16 protein-coding genes are annotated in these 21,049 nt (G+C 39.9%); 4 read left to right on the forward strand and 12 right to left on the reverse strand.

From position 1 onward, the window contains the following. Nucleotides 1-150: 150 nt before the first annotated feature. Nucleotides 151-945 (reverse strand): M48 family metallopeptidase, encoded by a 795-nt coding sequence (locus QUE03_RS11765; RefSeq protein WP_286261655.1) that lies wholly within the window; start codon nucleotides 943-945, stop codon nucleotides 151-153. A 66-nt stretch (nucleotides 946-1,011) separates the two neighbouring features. Here QUE03_RS11765 and QUE03_RS11770 point away from each other — a divergent pair, with 66 nt between their 5' ends. After that, on the forward strand, nucleotides 1,012-1,410 hold the full coding sequence (locus QUE03_RS11770; protein ID WP_286261657.1) for a VOC family protein: 399 nt from the start codon (nucleotides 1,012-1,014) through the stop codon (nucleotides 1,408-1,410). A 29-nt stretch (nucleotides 1,411-1,439) separates the two neighbouring features. Here the strand turns inward: QUE03_RS11770 and QUE03_RS11775 are convergent, their stop codons facing one another. The 5 genes from QUE03_RS11775 to smc all read right to left on the reverse strand — a co-directional run bounded on the left by QUE03_RS11775 (nucleotide 1,440) and on the right by smc (nucleotide 9,162). Further along, entirely contained in the window at nucleotides 1,440-2,060 is a 621-nt protein-coding gene (locus tag QUE03_RS11775) for a hypothetical protein (protein ID WP_286261659.1), read from the reverse strand. A 125-nt stretch (nucleotides 2,061-2,185) separates the two neighbouring features. Then, nucleotides 2,186-2,509, reverse strand: a complete 324-nt coding sequence (locus tag QUE03_RS11780) for a DUF3392 domain-containing protein (RefSeq protein ID WP_286267829.1) — start codon at nucleotides 2,507-2,509, stop codon at nucleotides 2,186-2,188. 3 nt (nucleotides 2,510-2,512) lie between these two features. Continuing rightward, entirely contained in the window at nucleotides 2,513-4,549 is a 2,037-nt protein-coding gene (gene ligA, locus QUE03_RS11785; RefSeq protein WP_286261662.1) for an NAD-dependent DNA ligase LigA, read from the reverse strand. 53 nt (nucleotides 4,550-4,602) lie between these two features. Next, the gene (gene zipA, locus QUE03_RS11790; RefSeq protein WP_286261664.1) at nucleotides 4,603-5,631 is read right to left on the reverse strand and encodes a cell division protein ZipA; all 1,029 of its coding nucleotides are present in this window, start codon (nucleotides 5,629-5,631) and stop codon (nucleotides 4,603-4,605) included. A 15-nt stretch (nucleotides 5,632-5,646) separates the two neighbouring features. Then, nucleotides 5,647-9,162, reverse strand: a complete 3,516-nt coding sequence (gene smc / locus QUE03_RS11795; protein WP_286261666.1) for a chromosome segregation protein SMC — start codon at nucleotides 9,160-9,162, stop codon at nucleotides 5,647-5,649. Between the two features lie 157 nt (nucleotides 9,163-9,319). Here smc and cysZ point away from each other — a divergent pair, with 157 nt between their 5' ends. Both cysZ and QUE03_RS11805 read left to right on the forward strand, forming a co-directional pair. Then, entirely contained in the window at nucleotides 9,320-10,045 is a 726-nt protein-coding gene (gene cysZ, locus QUE03_RS11800) for a sulfate transporter CysZ (RefSeq protein ID WP_286261668.1), read from the forward strand. A gap of 113 nt (nucleotides 10,046-10,158) precedes the next feature. Next, nucleotides 10,159-10,983: a hypothetical protein gene (locus QUE03_RS11805; RefSeq protein WP_286261670.1), complete on the forward strand. Its 825-nt coding sequence runs from the start codon at nucleotides 10,159-10,161 to the stop codon at nucleotides 10,981-10,983. A gap of 77 nt (nucleotides 10,984-11,060) precedes the next feature. Here the strand turns inward: QUE03_RS11805 and QUE03_RS11810 are convergent, their stop codons facing one another. The 4 genes from QUE03_RS11810 to QUE03_RS11825 form a co-directional block, all read right to left on the reverse strand. Then, nucleotides 11,061-11,855, reverse strand: a complete 795-nt coding sequence (locus QUE03_RS11810) for a hypothetical protein (protein WP_286261673.1) — start codon at nucleotides 11,853-11,855, stop codon at nucleotides 11,061-11,063. A gap of 161 nt (nucleotides 11,856-12,016) precedes the next feature. Continuing rightward, nucleotides 12,017-13,060: a 4-hydroxyphenylpyruvate dioxygenase gene (hppD, locus tag QUE03_RS11815; RefSeq protein ID WP_286261675.1), complete on the reverse strand. Its 1,044-nt coding sequence runs from the start codon at nucleotides 13,058-13,060 to the stop codon at nucleotides 12,017-12,019. A 296-nt stretch (nucleotides 13,061-13,356) separates the two neighbouring features. After that, nucleotides 13,357-15,141 carry a DEAD/DEAH box helicase gene (locus QUE03_RS11820; protein WP_286261677.1) on the reverse strand — a complete coding sequence of 595 codons (1,785 nt, stop codon included), beginning with the start codon at nucleotides 15,139-15,141 and terminating at the stop codon, nucleotides 13,357-13,359. Nucleotides 15,142-15,416: 275 nt separating this feature from the next. Beyond that, nucleotides 15,417-17,669 (reverse strand): Ig-like domain-containing protein, encoded by a 2,253-nt coding sequence (locus QUE03_RS11825; RefSeq protein WP_286261679.1) that lies wholly within the window; start codon nucleotides 17,667-17,669, stop codon nucleotides 15,417-15,419. A gap of 203 nt (nucleotides 17,670-17,872) precedes the next feature. Here QUE03_RS11825 and QUE03_RS11830 point away from each other — a divergent pair, with 203 nt between their 5' ends. Then, nucleotides 17,873-19,216, forward strand: a complete 1,344-nt coding sequence (locus QUE03_RS11830; RefSeq protein WP_286261681.1) for a dicarboxylate/amino acid:cation symporter — start codon at nucleotides 17,873-17,875, stop codon at nucleotides 19,214-19,216. A gap of 79 nt (nucleotides 19,217-19,295) precedes the next feature. On the opposite strand, the gene QUE03_RS11835 is transcribed toward QUE03_RS11830, so the two are convergent. Beyond that, nucleotides 19,296-19,952 (reverse strand): thiopurine S-methyltransferase, encoded by a 657-nt coding sequence (locus QUE03_RS11835; protein WP_286261682.1) that lies wholly within the window; start codon nucleotides 19,950-19,952, stop codon nucleotides 19,296-19,298. Nucleotides 19,953-19,964: 12 nt separating this feature from the next. Next, nucleotides 19,965-20,999: a protease SohB gene (gene sohB / locus QUE03_RS11840; protein ID WP_286261685.1), complete on the reverse strand. Its 1,035-nt coding sequence runs from the start codon at nucleotides 20,997-20,999 to the stop codon at nucleotides 19,965-19,967. Nucleotides 21,000-21,049 lie beyond the last annotated feature (50 nt).

Here is a 21,049-nt window from a genome sequence, read left to right on the forward strand (position 1 = left end):
TGTTGGCTCTTAGTTGCACTTTATTTGGCAGTTCACTCTTTCATCGCAATCCATCATTATTGTTTCGGTTTTGGTTTTGTTGCAAACCTCTGTTTGGCTCTGTCGGCGTTAATTAAAAAAAGCCGCTGCGCGGCTTTTTTTTTATGTTTATTACTTCGTCGGTCTTTGGCAACTCGTTTTATTGCTATCGCTATAATATTGTTGCGCTGAAGATAAATTAGCTGATAACTGATTAATACGTGTTTGATTTGAAGGATGAGTAGACAAGAACTCCGGCGGCGCCCCTTTGCTCGCTTTTGCCATGTTACGCCATAAATCAATGCTGGCACTGGGATCAAAGCCCGCTTTCGCCATTAATTTTTGGCCAACAATATCCGCTTCGCTTTCATGAGCTCTACCGTAAGGCATTAATACGCCGTATTGAAGACCAAGCCCTAAGCCAGCCATCCACAACGCTTTGTTGTCAACATCTTGTGTCGCTAAAACCGCTCCTGCTGCGGCCATTCCGAGTTGGCCTAGTTGGCCTGATGATAGCCTTTCATTTGAATGCCCCTCTATCACATGAGCAACTTCATGTCCCATTATAGCGGCTAGCTGATCATCTGTGGTAGCAACCTCTAGTATTCCGGTATAGACACCAATTTTCCCACCTGGAAGCGCAAAGGCATTAATTTGCTCCGACTCAAAAACCACAATTTCCCAATTACCTTGATGTGTCGATTTAGGCACGTGCGGTATAATCGCGTCTGCAACACATCGTACATAGGCATTGATTGTTGCGTTTTGGTTTACCTTTTCCTTTTCTTTCATTTGCTCGAATGATTGCGCACCCATTTTGCCCAATTCATTACTTGAATACAGCATGACTTGCTGACGCCCAGTAGACGAAGTTGAGCAAGCACTGATCAATAAAAGACTTGTAAGCGTTAATGCGAATTTTTTCATTGAGGTTCCTTGTGTTTCTTGATTCATTTTCTAGGCTTAAAGTTAAACAGCCTTTAGGTCGTTTATATGATCACACCAATTAACTTAGACCATATTGTCTTAAATACTTATGACAAATTTGACGCAATGCTTGACTTTTACTGCCAAACATTAGGGTGTCAAGTTGAGCGTGAAGTGCAGGAGTTTAACTTAACTCAACTGCGTGCAGGTAATGCAATTATCGACTTATTTAATACCAAAATGGCTAAACCAACGATAGAGCAAAGCAATTCACCTCAAAACAATTTGCTACATTTTTGCATTACGATAGCACAAACCATCAACAATCAACTTATCGAGCAGCTTCAGCAACATAATATTGAAACATCATCAATAAACTACAATTATGGCGCACAAGGCTTTGGTGATTCAATTTATATTACCGATCCCGTTGGCAATGTTGTCGAGCTTAAACACAATATTTAGCATTGCTATTCAAAATAACATCATAAAACCTATTTGATTATAGTTTGTTCGTTTTTACGCACACCATAAATGTCTTGCGGATAAAAGCCCAAAGTAACATGAAAATCTTTATTTTTTAGACTAAGCTGGTGGCGAAACTCTTGTGCTTGCTTTGATTGAGCAACGACAAAATAAGTTGCACCATGTCCGTTTTTAACTGCGCCTAGTCCCTGTAATTTGAACGTAAGATGTTGCTTTGACGCCAAAACAGTTACTTCATTCTTATTTAATTTTTCATATTCAAACGGGTTAACAATAGTGATATGAAATTGGCCATGATCTCGCTTTTTTTGTGCCGCGCGGTAAGCTTCATATTCAGTTGATAAAAGAGTTTTTAATTGCTTTAGATAGATTTCAATATCAGCGGGTTTAACGACGCCTGCTAGGTATATTAGCCCTGTGTTATCCCTCAATTCTTCAATTGACAGACTGATAAACTGCATCTGTTGCGCATTAGCCTGAGCAATATGCTCTCCGTGCCCTTCTTTTGTTAATTGTTTATCGGAAAGCTTAATGAGTTGATGAGCTAATGACTTTGCTTGCACAGGCACGCTATACACCGAAAGACTAACAGCTACAGCGACTATGGTAGAAAACATAACGTTACGCATGCATATTGTTCCTTTTATTTTCATTATCACCCTAAACGCATATCTTACCAAATAAGCGAATACATTCGCTTATGCACACTAGAGCAACGTTCACCTTTTCAACTAAGAACGCCAATAATAGGTGCCTATATATGTCGTTGCTTTTGCGCGTACATGCCGAGCATAAAAAATACGATAAGTACGCTAGGGAATACATAGATGTTAGGTATCTTAGCTAACATTTCAGCTAGTTTTGCCGTTAACCAAACCGTTGCTAAACCGTAACCAAAAGCGCAAACAACAATAAATACACCTGTTCGAACTAAAAAGTGCTGCCGCTTAACCAGTCCTTTGATTGCATCGTTAATTTCATTACCAAAAATCACCAAGATAGTTGCAATGATAGCTAATGCACATTGATACTGATAAGGACGGAACCATAGCCCTATGTCATTAAGAATTTCATTCATCACTTAAACATCATGTTTTGTAAATAACGCGACCAAATCATCTTCGGTCAATACTTCAACGCCTAAGTCTTGTGCTTTGGTGAGCTTAGAGCCTGCTTTTTCACCTGCAACCAGGTAATGGGTTTTTGCCGAAACACTTCCTGAGACTTTAGCCCCTAAACTTTGCAGCTTAGCTTTTGCATCACTTCGCCCCATTTGGCTTAACGTGCCAGTCAAAACAAAGATTTGATCAAGTAAAGGTTGTTCGTCCTCACTTTTTACCGCTATATCTGGCCAATGAATGCCACTGGCAACTAATCCTTGAATGACCTCGACGTTATGCTGAACACTAAAAAACTGAACAATGTTTTTGGCTACAATTTCACCGACATCAGGTACTTTTTGCAATGACTCTATGTTTGCAGACAAAATTGTTTCAAGCGTGAGGTAGTAATTCGCTAAATTGCTTGCTGTTGCTTCACCGACTTCGCGAATCCCTAATGAATATATAAACCGAGCTAGTGTCGTTTGCTTCGCTTTCATTAGTGACTCAAGTAAGTTAAGCGCAGACTTTTTCCCCATTCTATCCAATGTGCTAATTTGAATTTCAGTCAGTGAAAATAAGTCTGTCGGCGTTTGGATCAAGTTTTCGTCAACCATTTGCTCAACAAGCTTATCCCCTAATCCATCAATGTCGAACGCTTTACGAGAAGCAAAATGCTTAATTGCCTCTTTACGTTGAGCGCCACAAAATAGACCGCCTGTACAACGAAGGACTGCTTCACCTTCGTTACGTACAACTTCAGATTGACATACAGGGCATTCCTTTGGAAATTCAATCATCTTAGCCGACTCGGGACGTCTATCTAGTACCACACTGACAATTTGAGGAATAACATCACCGGCACGGCGAATAATAACAGTATCCCCTACTTGAATGCCCAAGCGCTCTATTTCATCTTGATTATGTAAGGTTGCATTGCTCACAGTAACACCACCAACAAATACCGGTTTTAGTCGAGCTACCGGCGTAATGGCTCCCGTTCTACCAACTTGAAATTCAACCTCTTCAAGTACAGTAATTTCTTCTTGCGCAGGAAATTTATACGCTGTTGCCCAGCGCGGTGCGCGCGCTACAAAGCCAAGTTTTTCTTGATAAGCGATATCGTTGACTTTAATCACTGTACCATCTATTTCATAGCTCAGCTCATCTCTTCTATTGAGGATATCTTCATAGAAAGCTTGGCATTGCGAATGATTATCTAGTTGTTTGATTTCCGGACAAATCGGCAAGCCTATTGTTTTTAACTGCTGTAACCGTGCAAAGTGCGAGTCTTCAAGCCAACGCTCAATGCCATCTGTACTAACAAAACCTAAACCGTAGGCATAAAACGCTAAGTTTCGTTGCGCGGTAATTTTTGAGTCCAGCTGGCGCAAACTACCTGCGGCGGCATTGCGTGGATTGGCAAACGTCTTTTCCCCTTTTTTAATCGCGCGTTCATTCAGTGCATCAAAACTTGCTTTAGGCATAAACACTTCTCCGCGAACCTCGATCACTTCAGGGTAATTTTCGCCTATAAGTCTTAGTGGTATAGATTTAATCGTTCTAATATTTTCAGTAATATTTTCACCACTGGTACCATCGCCCCGAGTCGCTGCTTGTACAAGTAACCCATCTTCATACCTTAGGCTGACCGCGAGGCCATCAAGTTTAGGTTCGGCACAATAACTAACTGCTGCACTCGCTGCTAATTTGTCCTCAACACGTTTAACGAACGCTTGCCATTCTTGCTCTGAGAACACGTTATCCAGTGACAACATTGGAAGTTGGTGCGTTACCTGACTAAAAGCCTTTAACGCTTTCCCCCCCACTTTTTGGCTGGGAGAATCAACACTCTTTAAGGATGGGTGTTGTTCTTCAATGCTGATCAGCTCACGCATCAGTCGATCATATTCAGCGTCAGGCACCGTTGGCTGATCAAGCACATAATATTGGTGATTATAAAGCGCGATTTGTTGTTTAAGTTGGGCTAACTGTGTCGTTATAGTATCGGTTGGCATAGGTAATAATTACTTGATAAAAAGCCACCTAATGGTGGCTCGTATAATGAAGGTTAAGCGTTTGCAATACGGTATTTACGATCAAACTCTCGTATTCTGCTGACATAATGCTGCTCTGTTTGTTTAGTCATGACGCTGCGTTTGTCATCTAGCACTTGACCATGAAATTCTTGAGCAAGTTGTTTGGCAGATGCCAACATCTGTTCAAAAACTTCAAATGGGTCGCCAGCGTTTGGCATCGTCATAAATAAACTCACCCCCTGGGAAGCGAAATTTTCCATGTTGTCTAAGTCGAAAGTGCCTGGATTCATCATATTGGCGAGGCTAAAGGTGATTTTTCCGTTACCGGCATTATCTTGATGACGGTGAAATATATTCATGTCACCAAATTTCATCCCTAGGGTTAACAAACTAGGCAATAAGGCTGCACCTGACATTAAGTTTCCTTCCGTCATCACTACCGATAACACTAGCACCTCGGTTTCTATCGACTCTGTTTTAGGCGTATCTCTACTAGCCTCTGCTGACTCTTCAAAGTCTAATTCAAACTGGTTACGCTTAATTGCCTCTTTTTTGGCTCTTGCTTTACTCTTTGACGCGTTGACTTGTGATTTAGGCTTGGCATTAATAACTGGCTCGTCATAAACTGGATTATGTACAGCTTCTGCCTCTTCCTTTTTTTGCTCCGCAGGCTCATCAATATTTATAGGCTCTAATCCCTGCAACTCGCCCATAACAGGCTCTATTGCTTCAATTGGTGATGCTTTTTCATCGACATCTACAGGCAATGGGTCTTCATCAAACACTGGCGCAGGTGCAGGTTGATGAGGTATTTCGTCATCTTGTGGCGGATTTTCTATTTCACCGGTTAAAGCTGTATTAACTACTTTAACTTCCCCAACGCCGTCTTGATCAAAACCTGAGTGATCGAATTCCCGATTTATTGGCTCTTTTTTTACAGGCGTAGTTTTCAATTTGTACGGGTTTTTATTCTTTCTTATTGTCCACAACCCATGAATAAAGATTGCAGCAATAACAATGGCGCTGATAATTATTAATGCGTTTCTGAAATTTTCTTCCATCACCAAGCCTATTTTTTATGATACTTCTGCCATGGCAATCGCTTCATCTATATCAACTGACACCATTCTTGAAACTCCGGGTTCAAACATGGTAACGCCTGTTAAGTGAGAAGCCATTTCCATAGCGATTTTATTGTGACTTATATAAATAAATTGTACGGTTTGGGACATCTCCCTCACCAAATTACAAAAACGACCTACATTGGTGTCATCCAATGGAGCGTCAACTTCATCCAACATACAAAATGGTGCTGGATTAAGTTTAAAAATAGCAAAAACTAATGATAATGCCGTTAATGCCTTTTCTCCACCTGACAATAAATGAATTGTACTGTTCTTTTTACCAGGAGGCCTTGCCATAATGGTTACCCCAGTTTCTAGCAAGTCATGGCTTGTTAGGTCAAGATAAGCACTTCCCCCGCCAAACACCTTAGGAAACAAGATTTGTAAGTCTTGATTCACTTGCTCGAAAGTCGTTTTGAATTTCTGCCGGCTTTCTTGGTCAATTTTCGTTATTGCCGATTCTAACGTGCTAATCGCTTGAGTTAAATCCTCATATTGCAAATCGAGGTGATTTTTTCGAGAAATATGCTCTTGGTATTCATCAATTGCTGCTAAATTAATCGCCCCGAGGTTTGAAAGAGATTTGATTACTTTGTTCAATTCTCGCTGACTGCTTTTTTCACTCGCATAAGGTGGCAGCTTTTCAATCACAATTGATGGATTCAAACCTTGTTCTTGGAGTTGTTCTGTTAGTGTTTCACTACGTACTTGATAACTTTGTACGTTAATCTTCGCCTGATTAATCTGATTTTTTTTCGACTCAATGAGCGTTTTACTTTCTTGAATTTGACTTTCGAGCTCGCTTATTCTTTCCGATTTATCTGTAATCTTCAGTTGGAGTGCAGATAAATCGTTGGATAATTCCTTGAGTTCATTGCCTAATTTCTTAATATTACTTTGCATTTGCGAAAAATTATCAGGTTTAATTTGATCATCAAGTAGATTATTTTTTTGCTCTAACAATAAGTCAATATTGGCTTTGGTATGCTGACTAGATTGCATTAACTGAATTTGTTGCATTTTTAGCTGTTCAATCGAAAGCGCTAGGTGATGATGTTTACTTTGATCGGCCTCTATTTGATGTTGTATGTTACCGATATCGTCACCAAGTTCAGTATGACGCTGCCCCATCTCGTCAAACGCTTGGGCTTGTAATCGAGTGTTTTCAAGTTTTACCAATTGTTCGTTAACGTTTATCAGCTCTGCTTTGATTTCCAATGCTCGCTGACTGCTTTCTGACTTAGCTATTTCAGTTTGCACTAGTTGCTCTTCTTGCCATTGTATTTTATGACGTTGGGCTGATTGCTGATGTTCAATTTCTGCCATCCGTTTTTTAAGTAAGGCAAGGTGTTCAACAGTGTCCTGTTGCTTAGTGGACTCTTCATCGATCGCCAACTGTAGCGCGTGTATATGAGCAGTTAAAGACAGAAGTTGTTCCTGCAGTTGTCTATTTTTTTGGACCAATTCAGCATGGCGTTGTTGCTTTTGAAGTAACAACTGTTGCTGCGTTGCCTCACCTTTACGTAAAAAACCATGACCTAGCCAGGTACCATCGGGGCAAATTACTGATTGATGTGGCTCAAGGCTGGCTAATAACGATTGGGCACTGGGTAAACTATCAGCAATATATACATTGTTTAACCAGGGTAGTACTCCGATTGAGGATGAAATTTTCTCAGCAATCGTGCCGCGCTTGGCTTTCTTCTGTAAGGCAGAGGCATCGATAAACGATGATTGCTCTAACCTTAGTTCGCTAAACAACGTTGTAGAAAAGTGTTCAAGCACCGCCCCTTGTAATAACTGCTGCATCAACATAGTAACGGCATTTTGCCAGTCACTATCTACGCTAACGCTTTCGAAATAACGCATGTTCTCAATGCGGTTGTCATGTAGCCATTTTTCTTGGCTATGTTGCCAATTTTGTTTTTGGTTAAGATCTTGCTGCAGTTGTTGGCACGTTTTGTCGATGAGTGCTATCTCATTTTGCGTTTGCGTCAATTTCTGCTGTTCTTGATCGAGCTCAATTTTTGACTGAGTTAAATCCTCAAGAGAGACCTGTTGAATATCACTGTGGGTGGCTATTTCCTCTTCCAAAGAGGCCTTTTCATGGAGAAATTGTTTGCTCTGTTCTTCCGTATGCAAAGAAACTTGCTGATGTTCTATGCGAGCCAGCTGTTTTTCAACTCGAGCTTGTTCTTGTGTGAGGGAAAGTTGTTTATCAGTCAGGTACTTTTGCTCCTGATTGTATTTATCGCGTTGCTGGTTGGCCTTTATCCAATGACCATTCAGTTCATTGAAATGCCGCTGCTTTTCAGAAAGAAGCGCTCTGTTTTCTACCCGTGTGCGCTCCAACTCGGCCAACACAGTTGATTGATTTGATATTGTAGTCGAAAGTGCTTGACCATCACCTGATAAGCGCTCCAACTCTCTATTTAGCAGTAATATTTGATTGTCTAATTTAGCTTTTGCCGTGCTTGCTTTTTCAGTTTGCTCTTTGTTGTATTTTAGTTTTTGTTCAGCAATTACATATCGCTGGTTTAGATCAAGTTGCTCGCCTTGTCGTTTAGTCGCCACAAGCTGCAGCTGCTCTTTCTCTTGCTCGTGATCTTGTTTATTTTTCAGTTTTTGGGCAATCTTTTCGTTTGACGCATCAACTTGTTTTTGCTCATCAGCGATCGCAACAGTAAATTCATTTAAGTGTTGCTGATATTGCTGCCATTGCAATGCAAGTATTTGTGCTTTTAGCTTACGCTCTAGAGTTTTAAGCTCCTTATAACGACTGGCAGCTTCAGCTTGAATATGCAATTTCTCTAGCTGCTGCTCAACTTCAAAGCGAATATCATTTAATCGACTCAAGTTCTCATTGGTATGGTTTATTTTTAGCTCTGTTTCTCGTCTACGCTCTTTATATTGAGAAATACCCGCGGCTTCTTCAATAAATACACGAAGCTCTTGAGGCTTCGATTCAATTAAGCGAGAAATAGTGCCTTGTTCAATGATCGCATAACTTCTTGGTCCTAACCCCGTGCCCAAAAAGATATCGGTAATATCGCGACGTCGACATTTGGAGCCATTAAGAGAATATTGATTTAGTCCATCACGGTTAACTTGTCGTCGTACCGCTATTTCGTTTCGCTCAGCAAGCTTTGCTGCACTACTGGTATGAATAATGGGAAGCGCTATGTTGTTGTGTTCGGCAGATGGTTTAGCTTGTTCAAAAATAAGCTCTACGCTTGCCTGCCCAACGGCGTTTCTTTGACTAGCACCATTGAAAATAACGTCGGTCATTGCATCACCGCGCAAATTCTTTGCCGATGATTCACCTAACACCCAACGCACAGCATCAATAATATTTGACTTACCACAGCCGTTAGGTCCGACTATTGCTGTCATTTGATGTGGGAATGGCACTTTGGTTAAATCTACAAAAGACTTAAACCCTGAAAGCTTAATTTGCTTTAAACGCATCGCTGGGTCTTAAAGGACGAATCTTTATAATTATAATGGAGTTACTTTACCAAATTACACTATAGTTTGTAACACCTCAAATGTACCTGCCTCTAGTAAATATGTGTCAATTATCTATAATTCGACCGTTATTTGTTTTTATCAGTAGAGTTTAATTATGTACGCACAGTCGGGTGCTGGTTATTTTATAAAAGGTTTTGAGTTAATTAGGACAAAAGGGATCAGACGATTTGTGTTTATTCCTTTAACCATAAACTTACTCATATTTGCTGTCGCGTTTTATTTTCTGATTAAAGAAACCGACGTTTATCTCACTCAACTGAGCGAAATGTTTCCTGAATGGCTCAGCTTTATTAACTTTTTGCTATGGCCTTTGGCGGTTTTATCATCCTTGATATTATTTTCATTTGTTTTTAGTGCTGTTGCTAATTGGATTGCTGCACCTTTTAACGGCCTACTTTCTGAGAAAATGGAATCCTTGCTAACGAAGCAATCTGCTCCTTCTGGGGGAGCGGTGGACATTGTCAAGGATATCCCACGTACGCTGTCACGAGAATGGTGTAAATTTAAGTACTACTTACCGCGCGCCATTGGATTTTTCTTGCTTATGTGGGTCTTGCCGTTTATAGGCCAAGTAATTTGGTTTCTATTTGTGGCATGGATGATGGCCATTCAATATAAAGATTATCCATTTGACAACCACAAAATACCTTTTGATCAAATGCGCCAAGAGTTGAGTCATCATCGTTCTTTGAGTTATAGCTTTGGGATAACAGTGGCACTATTTTCGATGATTCCGCTCATTAACTTAGTCGTGATGCCTGTGGCCATTTGTGGTGCGACTGCTCTTTGGGTTGATAGATATAAAAGCAATCTCAGTTAAATAGGGTCAAGGATATTGAATTTGTGTCACTTTTTCGCTCAAAACAGTAAAAAGTATTGACCACACAAGGTAGAGCTTTTACATTTAGTAAAAAGTTATGGAGTATCTTTTTAATGAAAGCGACAACAAGCGCTAGGTTATTGTTAATTGCAAGTGTTGCAATTCAATCAACAGCCCTCAACGCATCAGCCACTGAAAATAGCAATAATAGTGATATTGATGTTAGTGCAGAAGCAACATCTCAAACGCAGGAAAAACTATTCGAGCAAAACTCGGTTTTGGATGCGTCGCTTTCAGAACAAGGTACTTTGGAGCAGTTAGAACAAGAAAATGCAGCATTAGATGCGATGCTAAAAGAGGTTACAGAACTTAAAGGTGAGAGCGAAGAAGAAGCAGGGGAAATTACTGAATCTGTTCCTGGCGCGATGATTGACGAGCAAAAAGAAGTACCTACTACGACAGTGGTAGAACAAGAGCTTCTCGCTGCACCAGATAAAACAGCTCAGCAAGATGCTTCATCGACTACATCGGAAGAAGTTCTTGAATCTACAGAAGCAAGAATTGTTGCTGATAAATCCATAAACAATGAAAGTTCTAACGATTATGTTGAGCCGGCCGAAAAGTCTTCAGCCACCGCTTATAACTTTGAACGCACACCGTTGGGCGAAGGTGATATATTCATCCCGATCATGGCTGATGCAAAAGTATTTGCCGAGTTTGTTGACAAATTACCTGCTGTAGTCAATTACTACACTATGGCAAGTGAACAAGATGTCATTAATTTTTATACGGAATCATTTGGCGAGCCAATTGAGCAGGAACGCAAAAGGCAAAGACTGACCCTTATTTATGTTCTTGATGGGGCAAGCAGTCGTGTAGTTATCTCCCAACAGGACGAAAAAAGACAGGTAGATGTCATTCAAGAAGAATCATTTTAATACGCTTTTCTTCTAATGAACCTATTAAAAAACACCAAGAAAATGGTGTTTTTTTAATAGGTGATAAGTACATCACGCTATATCAATTTTTGCTTGCGTCTTATGATCAGTAAAATACTACATAGGCTGAACATAATATAACTTGAAGGCTCTGACACTGAAGCTGTTTTAGCCGTATTTGATTGTCCTGATATGGTTAAACCTTTAAAAGCAGCTATTTCCAAACCACCATTAAATTTTGCCGCTAAACTCAATGTTATTTTGTCACCAACACCGTCAATACCTGCATTAATGGTTTGAAATTGATTACTCAATATTTGAGCATTTACCCTCATGGGATCCGCAAGCGATACATTATTGTTTGCCATCTCATAGACTTGCTCGATGGACTCGTCAACAGTTGATTTGAATAGTTCAAATATCGGTCCATCATCAATTTGATATGACCAACTAAAATAATCACTCGTTTCAAAGTCTCCCATTGCTGCGATATCCACGCCAAATGATAACTGCTGAAATCCAACAATTGAAAAAGCCCAAGAGCTTGTGACTTCACCTGTATTGTCGTTATTAACCGTATCGACAATGCCGAAAAATCTATCTGTATTACTTTCTTCAATTACACCTAACTCATCCATTGATGAATTTGATCGATCTATCAATTGCTCTGGGATAATTGAAGAAAGGCCAATTTGGTATATTTGAAAGCCATCAGACAAAGCTGTGAAACTATTTTCATACGGGTTGACGTAAGATATTAAGTTTTGACTATTATTACCAATAAGATCAAAAGCAATGACACCCGCTAACGATTGAGTAGACGTAAACAATAACGCAGAAAAGCTCAGCGCTTTTACAAGCTCAGTTTTCATATTAAATCCTTTTAATGTGGTCCATAAAAAGTTTAAACATCATGTTTAAACTTATAAAAAGATAGAAGATACTGATATAAATGCAAATTTTTATTAATAGAAAATAAAAAAAGCCAGCTAAATAGCTGGCTTTTTTATTCAAATATCTTAAATGGTAGCGACTAAAGTACACCTCGTTCCATTTGGTTCAACTCTATTGATTTAAATAGCGCGGTAAAATTACCTTCACCAAAGCCGTTATCATCTACACGTTGAATCATCTCGATAAAAATGGGGCCGAAAATATTCTTAGTGAATATTTGAAGCAAGTATGAATCTTCGCTTTGGCTATCCACTAAGATTTGATGCGCTTTAATACGCTCTTTATCTTCTTTCACCCATGGGACACGGTCAAAAATATCATCGTAATACTCTGGCACAATATTAAGTGTGTCAATAATATCACTGTCTAGTTGATCTAATGAATTAACTAAATCATCAGTAATAAACGCTAAATGTTGCACACCCGGCCCATTATACTCTTCTAAGTATTCATCAATTTGATTATTGTTGGTGCCTTTACCTTCATTAATCGGAATACAGAAATTCCCACACGGCGACTTAAGTGCATACGATACAAGCGCAGTTTTTTCACCTTTGATGTCAAAATAACGAACTTCTGTAAAACCAAACACGTCTTTATAGAAGTTGGCCCACTTCTCCATCGTACCTTGATATACATTATTTGTAAGGTGGTCTACAGCTTTAAAGCCCTTATCTTTTACAATAATAGGTTCATCTAAAGCTTCGAAGTCGTCGCTATAAATTGTACCTTTCGCGCCAAATTTTTCGATAAAATAAATTAAGCTATCACCGATACCGTATATCGCAGGATATGGCAGTTTGTTTTCTGCATTTTGTGCTGATTTTGCACCACGCTTTATAGCTTCTTCGAATGCAAAGTTCGCATCTTCAACTCTCCAGCCCATTGAGCAGATTGCTGGACCATGGCTTTTTGCAAATTCTTTAGAGAAACCTGCTTGCTCTTTATTCAATAAGAAATGAATATCGTTTTGGTTGAAATATTCGATATCACGGCCTTTGAATTTCTTTATCTTAGAAAAACCAAAACCCAAAAAGGCTTTTTCCATGAAGTCACTGTCTGGCGTTGCATACTCTGTAAATTCAATACCACACAGTTTTAGTGGGTTAGTAACTTCGGTCATAATTGTCTCTCTCACATAGTTATGCCTTTATTATTACGTTCATCAAAGAGAAGAAAAAGACATGGCTAATCGATAACAGTCAATTCTGTGTAAAACAAATGTTACGTGTGAAGAGACAAAATATAACCTAACCTCAGTTCAAGCTTTTAAAGGCGTAGCGAGCAGCTGTAAACAAATGTAAACACCTAATATTATTCTCCATAGTAAAGAGAATTATTCTTCTCAGAAGTACCCAAGTAGGAACGAAAAAAAAGGTGCCTAAGCACCTTTAATCTATTTTTAAAGCTAAGAAAGAGCTATCTGTTCGCTCGTTCCTTTTTATGAGAAGTATCGGCATTGGCAACTTGACCATCTGCAACCGTTATTTCTAGCGCTTGTCTTCTCACTCTTACACGTTTAAGTTGTTTAAACGCATTAGCAGGCATGCCTTTAGGTAGCTGTACAAAGGTATGTTGCTCGTGAAGCTTGATAGAACCGATATAACTACTATCAAGTGATATCTCGTTAGCAATAGCACCTACGATATCACCAGGCTTGGCACCGTGTTCTTTACCTACTTCTAGACGATATGTTTGCCAATCAACGTCAGTGCGGTTTGCTCTAGGTTTACGTGCAGGACGCTCGCCTCTTTCACCACGTTCTGAACGATTGTCACGACTATCTCTGCCACCACGAGCATCTCGTCGATTGTCACGGCGACCATCTCTAGCGCCACGCTCATTTCTATCACGTGCTTCACGACGAGGTTTAGGATCTTCTTTAGGTTGCAATGGCTGCTTTACTTGTTTTTGGAACAATAACGCAGCAGCCAAATCTACCATAGAGATTTCAGACTCTTGTGCCATATTTTCAATAATGTCGCGCATCGCAGCAAGATCATTATTAGATATTAACGAAGCTAATTCGTCACGAGTACGCTCTATACGTGCCTTTCCTATTTCTTGAATAGTAGGCAAATTGAATTCGTTAATTTTTCCAGACGTCAAACGTTCATAGTGACGCAATGAATACATTTCACGAGGACGTACGAATGAAATGGCAGTGCCACTTCTACCCGCTCGACCAGTACGACCAATTCTATGTACGTACGATTCATTATCACCTGGTAAGTCATAATTAATAACAACATCAATACGAGGGATATCTAAACCTCGCGCAACAACATCTGTAGCAATTAATATTGATGACTGACCTGATTTGATTTGATCGACCGTGCGCTCGCGTTGCGCTTGATTCATGTCACCATTTAAAGCTAATGCTGGGTAACCCTGACGCTCCAGTTTCTCTGCTACTTCTACTGTGTCATTACGTGTGCGAACAAAAATTATCATCGCATCATAATCAAAAGTTTCAGCGATGCGCTCTAATGCAGTCATTTTGTTTATGCCGGAGACTTTCCATGCAAATTGACTGATATTGGCTTTTTCTTTTTTAGCTGCTGCGACTTTGATGTGCTCAGGCTCTTTTAAGAAACGATTTGCAACTTTACGGATACCTGCCGGCATGGTTGCAGAGAACAATGCCATTTGTGTTTCTTTCGAAATGTGCTCTAAAATCCATTCAATGTCTTCTAGGAAACCCATGTTAAGCATTTCATCAGCTTCATCTAGTACACAAAGTTTCAGAGCATCAAGTTTAAGGCTTTTACGGCGAAGATGATCCATTAAACGCCCTGGAGTACCTACAACAACTTGCGCACCACGCTCGAGCTGCTGAAATTGCGGTCCATAAGATTGACCACCGTATAAAGTAGCAACCTTTAACCCTTTCATGTTCTTGGCAAATGATTCAATTGCTTCTGCAACTTGAATCGCAAGTTCACGTGTTGGGGCCAATACCATCAATTGTGGCTTTCTAAGATTAGTGTCTATGTTTGCTAGTGCTGGTAAGCTAAATGCTGCCGTTTTACCTGTACCTGTTTGTGCTTCACCTAAAACATCTTTTCCCGCTAACAATGGCGGAATAGTTTGTGCTTGGATAGGTGTAGAATTTTCGAATCCTAATGCTTTAACAGCAGATAATAAATTTTCAGGCAAGCCTAAAGCATCAAAGCCTACAGGGGCAATGTTTTGTTCACTCATAATTAATTGTCTTCTCTTGGCAGGAAATCCTGCAAAATACCACTGAGGAAACCACCAAGGAGACTTTTCGCACATTCATATGCTAGGAAGGAGCCTAGCAAGGCAAGTCTATCAGGCGGATATAACCCCGACACGTGCTAACCTTTTGACCGAGGGTCGATTAGCGAGGTGCGCATTATACAGAGATAAGATATTTATGCAAGGCATTAAAATACAGCCACTTTATTGAGGGTATAAAAAAGCCCCTAATATTAGGGGCTTTAAAATGACTAATATTAATTTGCTGAGTTACAGCTAGCTGTCAATCCAAATGGACTTTGTAAACCAATAGATTGAACTGGTGGGATAACATCTTCTTTAGTTACGTCGTCAGAATTAACTGGTAGAGTAAATATTGTTTTTTCAATATTTTCAGTGCCTGTTACTTTTGCTGACACGATAATGTCAATATCAGACCATTGCGCATAACTTTGAGGATATAATAAATCAATGACTGCACGACCTTGACTATCGGTAATAATTTCAAAATTCGCAGCTTCTACGCCTGTCACTGAAACTATATTACCTGGGGTCAAAATACCATCACCATTTGTATCTTCACCAAAGTCTAATATACCATCTTGATTCACATCTTCATTTGGACAGGTAATGCTGACATCAGCAGCCCAACTTTGGAACTCTCCTTCATCAAACACTTTAACCCATTGACCTTTTTTAAAGTTATGAGGAATAGCTGAAACTTGCAAAGTAATATTTTGTCTTGGTCTAGAATCGACATCAGTTACGAATACAGAGTAAGTTTTACTGTATGTTGTTTCATCGAGCTCGACAATGGTATTGCCTGTGCCCAATGAAATGAACAGTTCTCGCTCAGCCACAGTTAATTCAACTGTATCAAATACACCGGGTTCGTCCCTTACCGTGGCGGTAATGACCACACCATTTTTGGCTGAAACTGTATTTGATTTATAAACGGTTGATGCTGCACCATTACTGTCTGTTGTATCGGCAGGTACGGTAATTTCACCACCGCTGGTATCTTCTAACTTAAAGTCAATGATTTTGTTCTTAACAAGGTTACCGTTAACATCTTTAACAACAACAGAAATTACAGAACTTTGCTCATTTGGGCCTATTGAGCTAGGCGAAGCTTGGGCGACCAATGTTGCAGCTGTTTCAGCAACAAATTCAAAACTCAGCTGATTATTCAACTCGACATCACCATCACTACCCGTAAAAGTAACTAACGCTTTACCTGCATTACTAGATGACACATCAACTGATACAATACCGTTAACAGTAGATGCTTCTACTACCGATACATCCCCTCGGGTTGTTGTAAACGTTACTTTCGTTCCATCAGGAACTGGTTGCCCCGAGCGAAGCCATTCTAACGTTATGGTAGCTGAATCAGACAAGAAAACATCAGGTATATTGGCACCGTCCGAAATAGGTGTAATTAGACCATCACTTGTGAACGTTGAAAACAGAAACGAATCTGCTTGAATTGATACTGCCTGTGTTCCAGTAGCTCCTAATGCTGTTGCGTTAATAGTATTATTACCAGAAGATGTGCCCGTTGCAGCAAATGTAGCTTGACCCGTGAAGTCTGTAGTCACCGAGCTAGGTATCGTGATGTTATTACCTGAGGCACTATCTAAACTTAGGTTTACTAACGTTTCAGGGATACCTTCGCCGTCGGAGTCTAACACCTTAACGATATAGTTATTCTCATCATTAATAGCTAAAGATGTTGAGCCACTTAATTGTACCGAAGTACCAATGACTTCAATATTGACGACATCAGTTTTTTGATCACTGGTCGTTGTAACGGTTATAACACGGTTAGAAGGCTCATTATCTGTTCTTAACACCGCTGTTGCTTGTCCGTCCGCTTCAGTCAATGACTTAGTAACTTGGATTTGTCCTGAAGTGGCATCAAATGCCACCGATGCACCTTCCACAAGATTGTTATTATTATCTTTAATAATTGCTGTTAAAGAAATTTCTTGCGCACCACTTGATGCCATTTGTTGCGTACTCGCAAAGAGGCTTATTGTTGCCACTTTAGGTGCATCATCAGTTGCGCCGTCACCTGCACTATTAAAGCCTGCAGCACCTGATGTCACAGTTCCACCGTCAACACTAGCTACGATTTCACCGCCGCCAGATTTTCCGCCTGCTAATAATGTGATGGTAGCTATCCCTTCGCTATTAGTACTCGCAGCGCCATTTTCGGGGTTAAAGAACGCTAATTTATTATCACTTGTTGTGTCAGGATCATTAATAGCGAAACTCACGAGTTTACCCGCAACCACAGCACCATCTTGCATAACAAGAGCGGTAATTGTCACCGGTGTTTGTTCCGATACAGAGTCACTTGATAAGGTTAGTTCTATTGTGATTGGTTCATCAACAGGATCAGGGGTTACAGGCGTGTTTCCGTCACTTAAACTTCCGTCACCGCCACCACAGCCGGCTAGAATGAGTAGCAGCATCGTAATACTAAGTCGTCGAAGCAACTGCATAAAGACATCTCCATGTACATTTTTATTATAGATCTGAATCATCTTAACTGATATTACGACAAAAGGTCACTATCTATTTTTAAACAATATCAAAAAATAATTGGTCGCTATCTTTTTGGTTTCCATCTTAAATTAGTTTTTTATTCTCGCGTAAATTGCTACCCTAAAGTCATCGATAAATCTAAAAAAATATTAAAACGATTATGGCAACAGAAAAGCAGTCAAGTTTAACAGGCAGAATAGTCACCGGTATGGTTGCAGGCATTATGGTAGGTGTACTTCTGCAAAAGTTAATGCCGAACGGTTCAGACTTTGTAATCCCTTTATACCTATTTGATATTTCACTTCGAAATTTACTCGTTGACGGGATATTTGAAGTCATTGGGCAAATATTCATTTCAAGCTTACAAATGTTAGTAGTCCCTTTAGTCTTCGTATCTCTCATTTGTGGTACATGCTCTTTAAAAGACACAACAAAACTGGGAAAAATTGGCGGAAAGGCCATTGGTCTATATCTTATTACCACCGCAATAGCGATCAGCTTTGCGATATCTTTGGCTCTTTTAGTCAGCCCCGGTGAGGGCGTCAATATGGTGGCAGAAACTAGCTTTGCTAGTCGAGAAGCACCTTCACTTGCCACTGTTATTATTCAAATGTTCCCAAGCAACCCATTTACGGCTTTTGCACAAGGCAACATGCTACAAGTAATTGTTTTTGCGCTGCTCTTTGGCATTGCCATGGCACTTTCTGGCTCAGCCGGTCAAAGAGTTGCTAAATTATTTGAAGACATGAACGAAGTGATTATGCGCTTAGTAACCATTCTAATGAACTTGGCACCTTATGGTGTGTTTTGTTTATTGGCTGGACTATTTACTGATATTTCACTTTCTACTTTCCAAAACCTATTGGCATACTTCCTTGTCGTTTTTGTTGCATTACTCATTCACGGGTTAGTGACTTACCCTATGTTGTTAAAGTTGTTCACTGGCTTAAATCCAATGCTTTTCTTGAGAAAAATGCGCGATACCGCCATTTTTGCTTTTTCAACGTCAAGCAGTAACGCCACTTTACCTATTACTCTTGAAACCGCGACCAAGAAAATGGGAGTTAAAAACTCCATTGCCTCGTTTACAGTGCCTCTAGGTGCAACAATCAACATGGACGGTACTGCTATCATGCAAGGTGTCGCTACGGTCTTTATTGCGCAAGTATTTAACCAAGACTTGACCATTACTGACTATTTAATGGTGATATTAACCGCTACCCTTGCGTCAATAGGTACTGCAGGTGTCCCAGGTGTAGGTTTGATCATGTTAGCCATGGTACTTGAACAAGTTGGGTTACCTGTTGAGGGTATCGCATTGATTATAGGCGTAGATAGACTACTAGACATGACACGTACTGCTGTCAATGTCACAGGTGACAGTATGGTAACCATTATTGTTGGTAAAAGTGAGAATCAGTTTGATGAAGATGTTTTTCACGATAAATCGGCTGGTAGAAAATTAGAAGATATTGATTTTCATCACTTAGACAGCAAACAATAATACAAGCTGAATAATGTAAAAAGGGGAGCTAATTAGCTCCCCTTTTCTTTGTAGCATCTGCCCAAAATGGCGTTGCTAATTAGCTATCCAATCTTTCAATTATATATAGCCTTTCTTTTAAATAACTCACATCAAATACGCGCTGTGCAAACTGCCTATCAGGTAGTTCCTTTGACGCGATACAATCAACCTTGAACTCTGAGAAGAGTTCATTCACTTGTTTTTCTGTTACAGGAAACGGCGGTCCGGTAAGCTCGTGCTCAGGGAACTCAAGTGATATTAGTGCCAATTTAGTGCCTTTCCCGACAAATGAACTCAAGTGTGCGACGTATTTCTCTTGCAACTCCTGAGGCAAAGCAATAATAGCAGCCCTGTCATATATCCAATCAAATGCTGGGAACTGTTCAGCAGGCAATTTAAAAAAATCGCCTTGCCACAACGAGATATTGTCAAAGCTATATTTAACTAAATCACCACTTTTAGTTGTTTCATAAGCAATGTTTTGCTCGGTAAAGAAATCATGACAGGCGATTTTACTCAGCTCACTACCAACAACATCCATACGCTCTGCAAGCCAAAACATATCTAACGATTTACCACACAAAGGGACAAAAACCCGTTGAGACTTTTCATCAAACAATGGATCCAATGTTTCAGTCAAAAACGGGTGCACACTGCCTTGATGAAAGCCTAGACTATTTCTCTCCCAGCAACGGTGCCAAAAAGAAGCATCCATACACAGCCTCTCTTAGCTAGGAAAAATTCGATTCTTTTGCAACAGACGGCCCATCACACTATCAACTGATATTGATGCCGCTTTAGCAAACTTGTCTGCTAAGCCTTTTTTAACCTCATACTTGATGCTAACAATTTTGTGAGTTTTGCTTGCATTGAACAGGTAATCATCACTGGTAAGAATATCGTCGACTAAACCTAATTCTTTTGCCTTAGTACCAAACCAATGCTCACCCGTTGCAACCTTAGCAACATCTAAACTTGGGCGATGCTCACCAACAAACTCTTTAAATAATTGATGTGTTTCTTCCAACTCTTCAACAAACTTTTCTCGGCCTTTCTCAGTATTCTCACCAAACATAGTGACGGTACGTTTAAATTCGCCTGCTGTAAACTGCTCATAGTCAACATCATGTTTCTTAAGAAATTTATTGAAATTAGGGACTTGCGCTATCACGCCAATAGAGCCAAGGATAGCAAAAGGTGCAGAAATGATATTATTAGCAACACAGGCCATCATGTAGCCGCCACTCGCCGCTACTTTATCAACGGAAACCGTTAAAGGGATTTCACGTTGGCGTATTCTATCAAGTTGAGATGATGCTAAACCATAGCCATGCACCATACCTCCACCGCTTTCAAGACGAACAAATACTTCATCTTCTTTCTTAGCTACAGATAACACCGCCGACACTTCCTCTCGCAGCGAAGACACCTCTTTTGCGTCAATACTGCCCTTAAAATCAAGCACAAACATTCTAGGTAACGCTTCCTCTTTCTCACCTTTTTTATGTGCTTTTACTTTCGCTTTTTCTGCTTTCTTGTCTTCTTTTTCTTTATCTTTTAACTCTTCTTTCGTTAACAATGCATGAATAACATCATCTTCAACATCAGCAAAATGTTCAGAAAGATCTTCTATCTCAAGTTCACCTTTACGTGCCTTCTGCTTAACAGCAGCACCTGCGATCACAGCAACGATAGCAACAATTGCAATGACAAAAGTTAAAGTTTTGGCTAAAAACAAGCCATATTCGTATAAAAATTCCACTTAAGCTCCAAGTCGATTTATAAAATAATCAATTTACCTAACTAATATAT

Origin of the sequence: Thalassotalea atypica (genome assembly GCF_030295975.1) — a bacterium.
In the GTDB taxonomy this organism is placed as follows: Bacteria; Pseudomonadota; Gammaproteobacteria; order Enterobacterales; family Alteromonadaceae; genus Thalassotalea_F; species Thalassotalea_F atypica.

Excerpts from the sequence above, each read along its gene's own strand:
- QUE03_RS11765 (WP_286261655.1), bottom strand. The coding sequence starts at position 945 with ATGAAAAAATTCGCATTAACGCTTACAAGTCTTTTATTGATCAGTGCT.
- smc (WP_286261666.1), bottom strand. The coding sequence starts at position 9,162 with ATGCGTTTAAAGCAAATTAAGCTTTCAGGGTTTAAGTCTTTTGTAGAT.
- QUE03_RS11770 (WP_286261657.1), top strand. The coding sequence starts at position 1,012 with ATGATCACACCAATTAACTTAGACCATATTGTCTTAAATACTTATGAC.
- QUE03_RS11775 (WP_286261659.1), bottom strand. The coding sequence starts at position 2,060 with ATGCGTAACGTTATGTTTTCTACCATAGTCGCTGTAGCTGTTAGTCTT.
- QUE03_RS11830 (WP_286261681.1), top strand. The coding sequence starts at position 17,873 with ATGGCAACAGAAAAGCAGTCAAGTTTAACAGGCAGAATAGTCACCGGT.
- QUE03_RS11825 (WP_286261679.1), bottom strand. The coding sequence starts at position 17,669 with ATGCAGTTGCTTCGACGACTTAGTATTACGATGCTGCTACTCATTCTA.
- hppD (WP_286261675.1), bottom strand. The coding sequence starts at position 13,060 with ATGACCGAAGTTACTAACCCACTAAAACTGTGTGGTATTGAATTTACA.
- ligA (WP_286261662.1), bottom strand. The coding sequence starts at position 4,549 with ATGCCAACCGATACTATAACGACACAGTTAGCCCAACTTAAACAACAA.
- QUE03_RS11810 (WP_286261673.1), bottom strand. The coding sequence starts at position 11,855 with ATGAAAACTGAGCTTGTAAAAGCGCTGAGCTTTTCTGCGTTATTGTTT.
- QUE03_RS11805 (WP_286261670.1), top strand. The coding sequence starts at position 10,159 with ATGAAAGCGACAACAAGCGCTAGGTTATTGTTAATTGCAAGTGTTGCA.
- QUE03_RS11780 (WP_286267829.1), bottom strand. The coding sequence starts at position 2,509 with ATGAATGAAATTCTTAATGACATAGGGCTATGGTTCCGTCCTTATCAG.
- cysZ (WP_286261668.1), top strand. The coding sequence starts at position 9,320 with ATGTACGCACAGTCGGGTGCTGGTTATTTTATAAAAGGTTTTGAGTTA.
- zipA (WP_286261664.1), bottom strand. The coding sequence starts at position 5,631 with ATGGAAGAAAATTTCAGAAACGCATTAATAATTATCAGCGCCATTGTT.
- QUE03_RS11820 (WP_286261677.1), bottom strand. The coding sequence starts at position 15,141 with ATGAGTGAACAAAACATTGCCCCTGTAGGCTTTGATGCTTTAGGCTTG.
- QUE03_RS11835 (WP_286261682.1), bottom strand. The coding sequence starts at position 19,952 with ATGGATGCTTCTTTTTGGCACCGTTGCTGGGAGAGAAATAGTCTAGGC.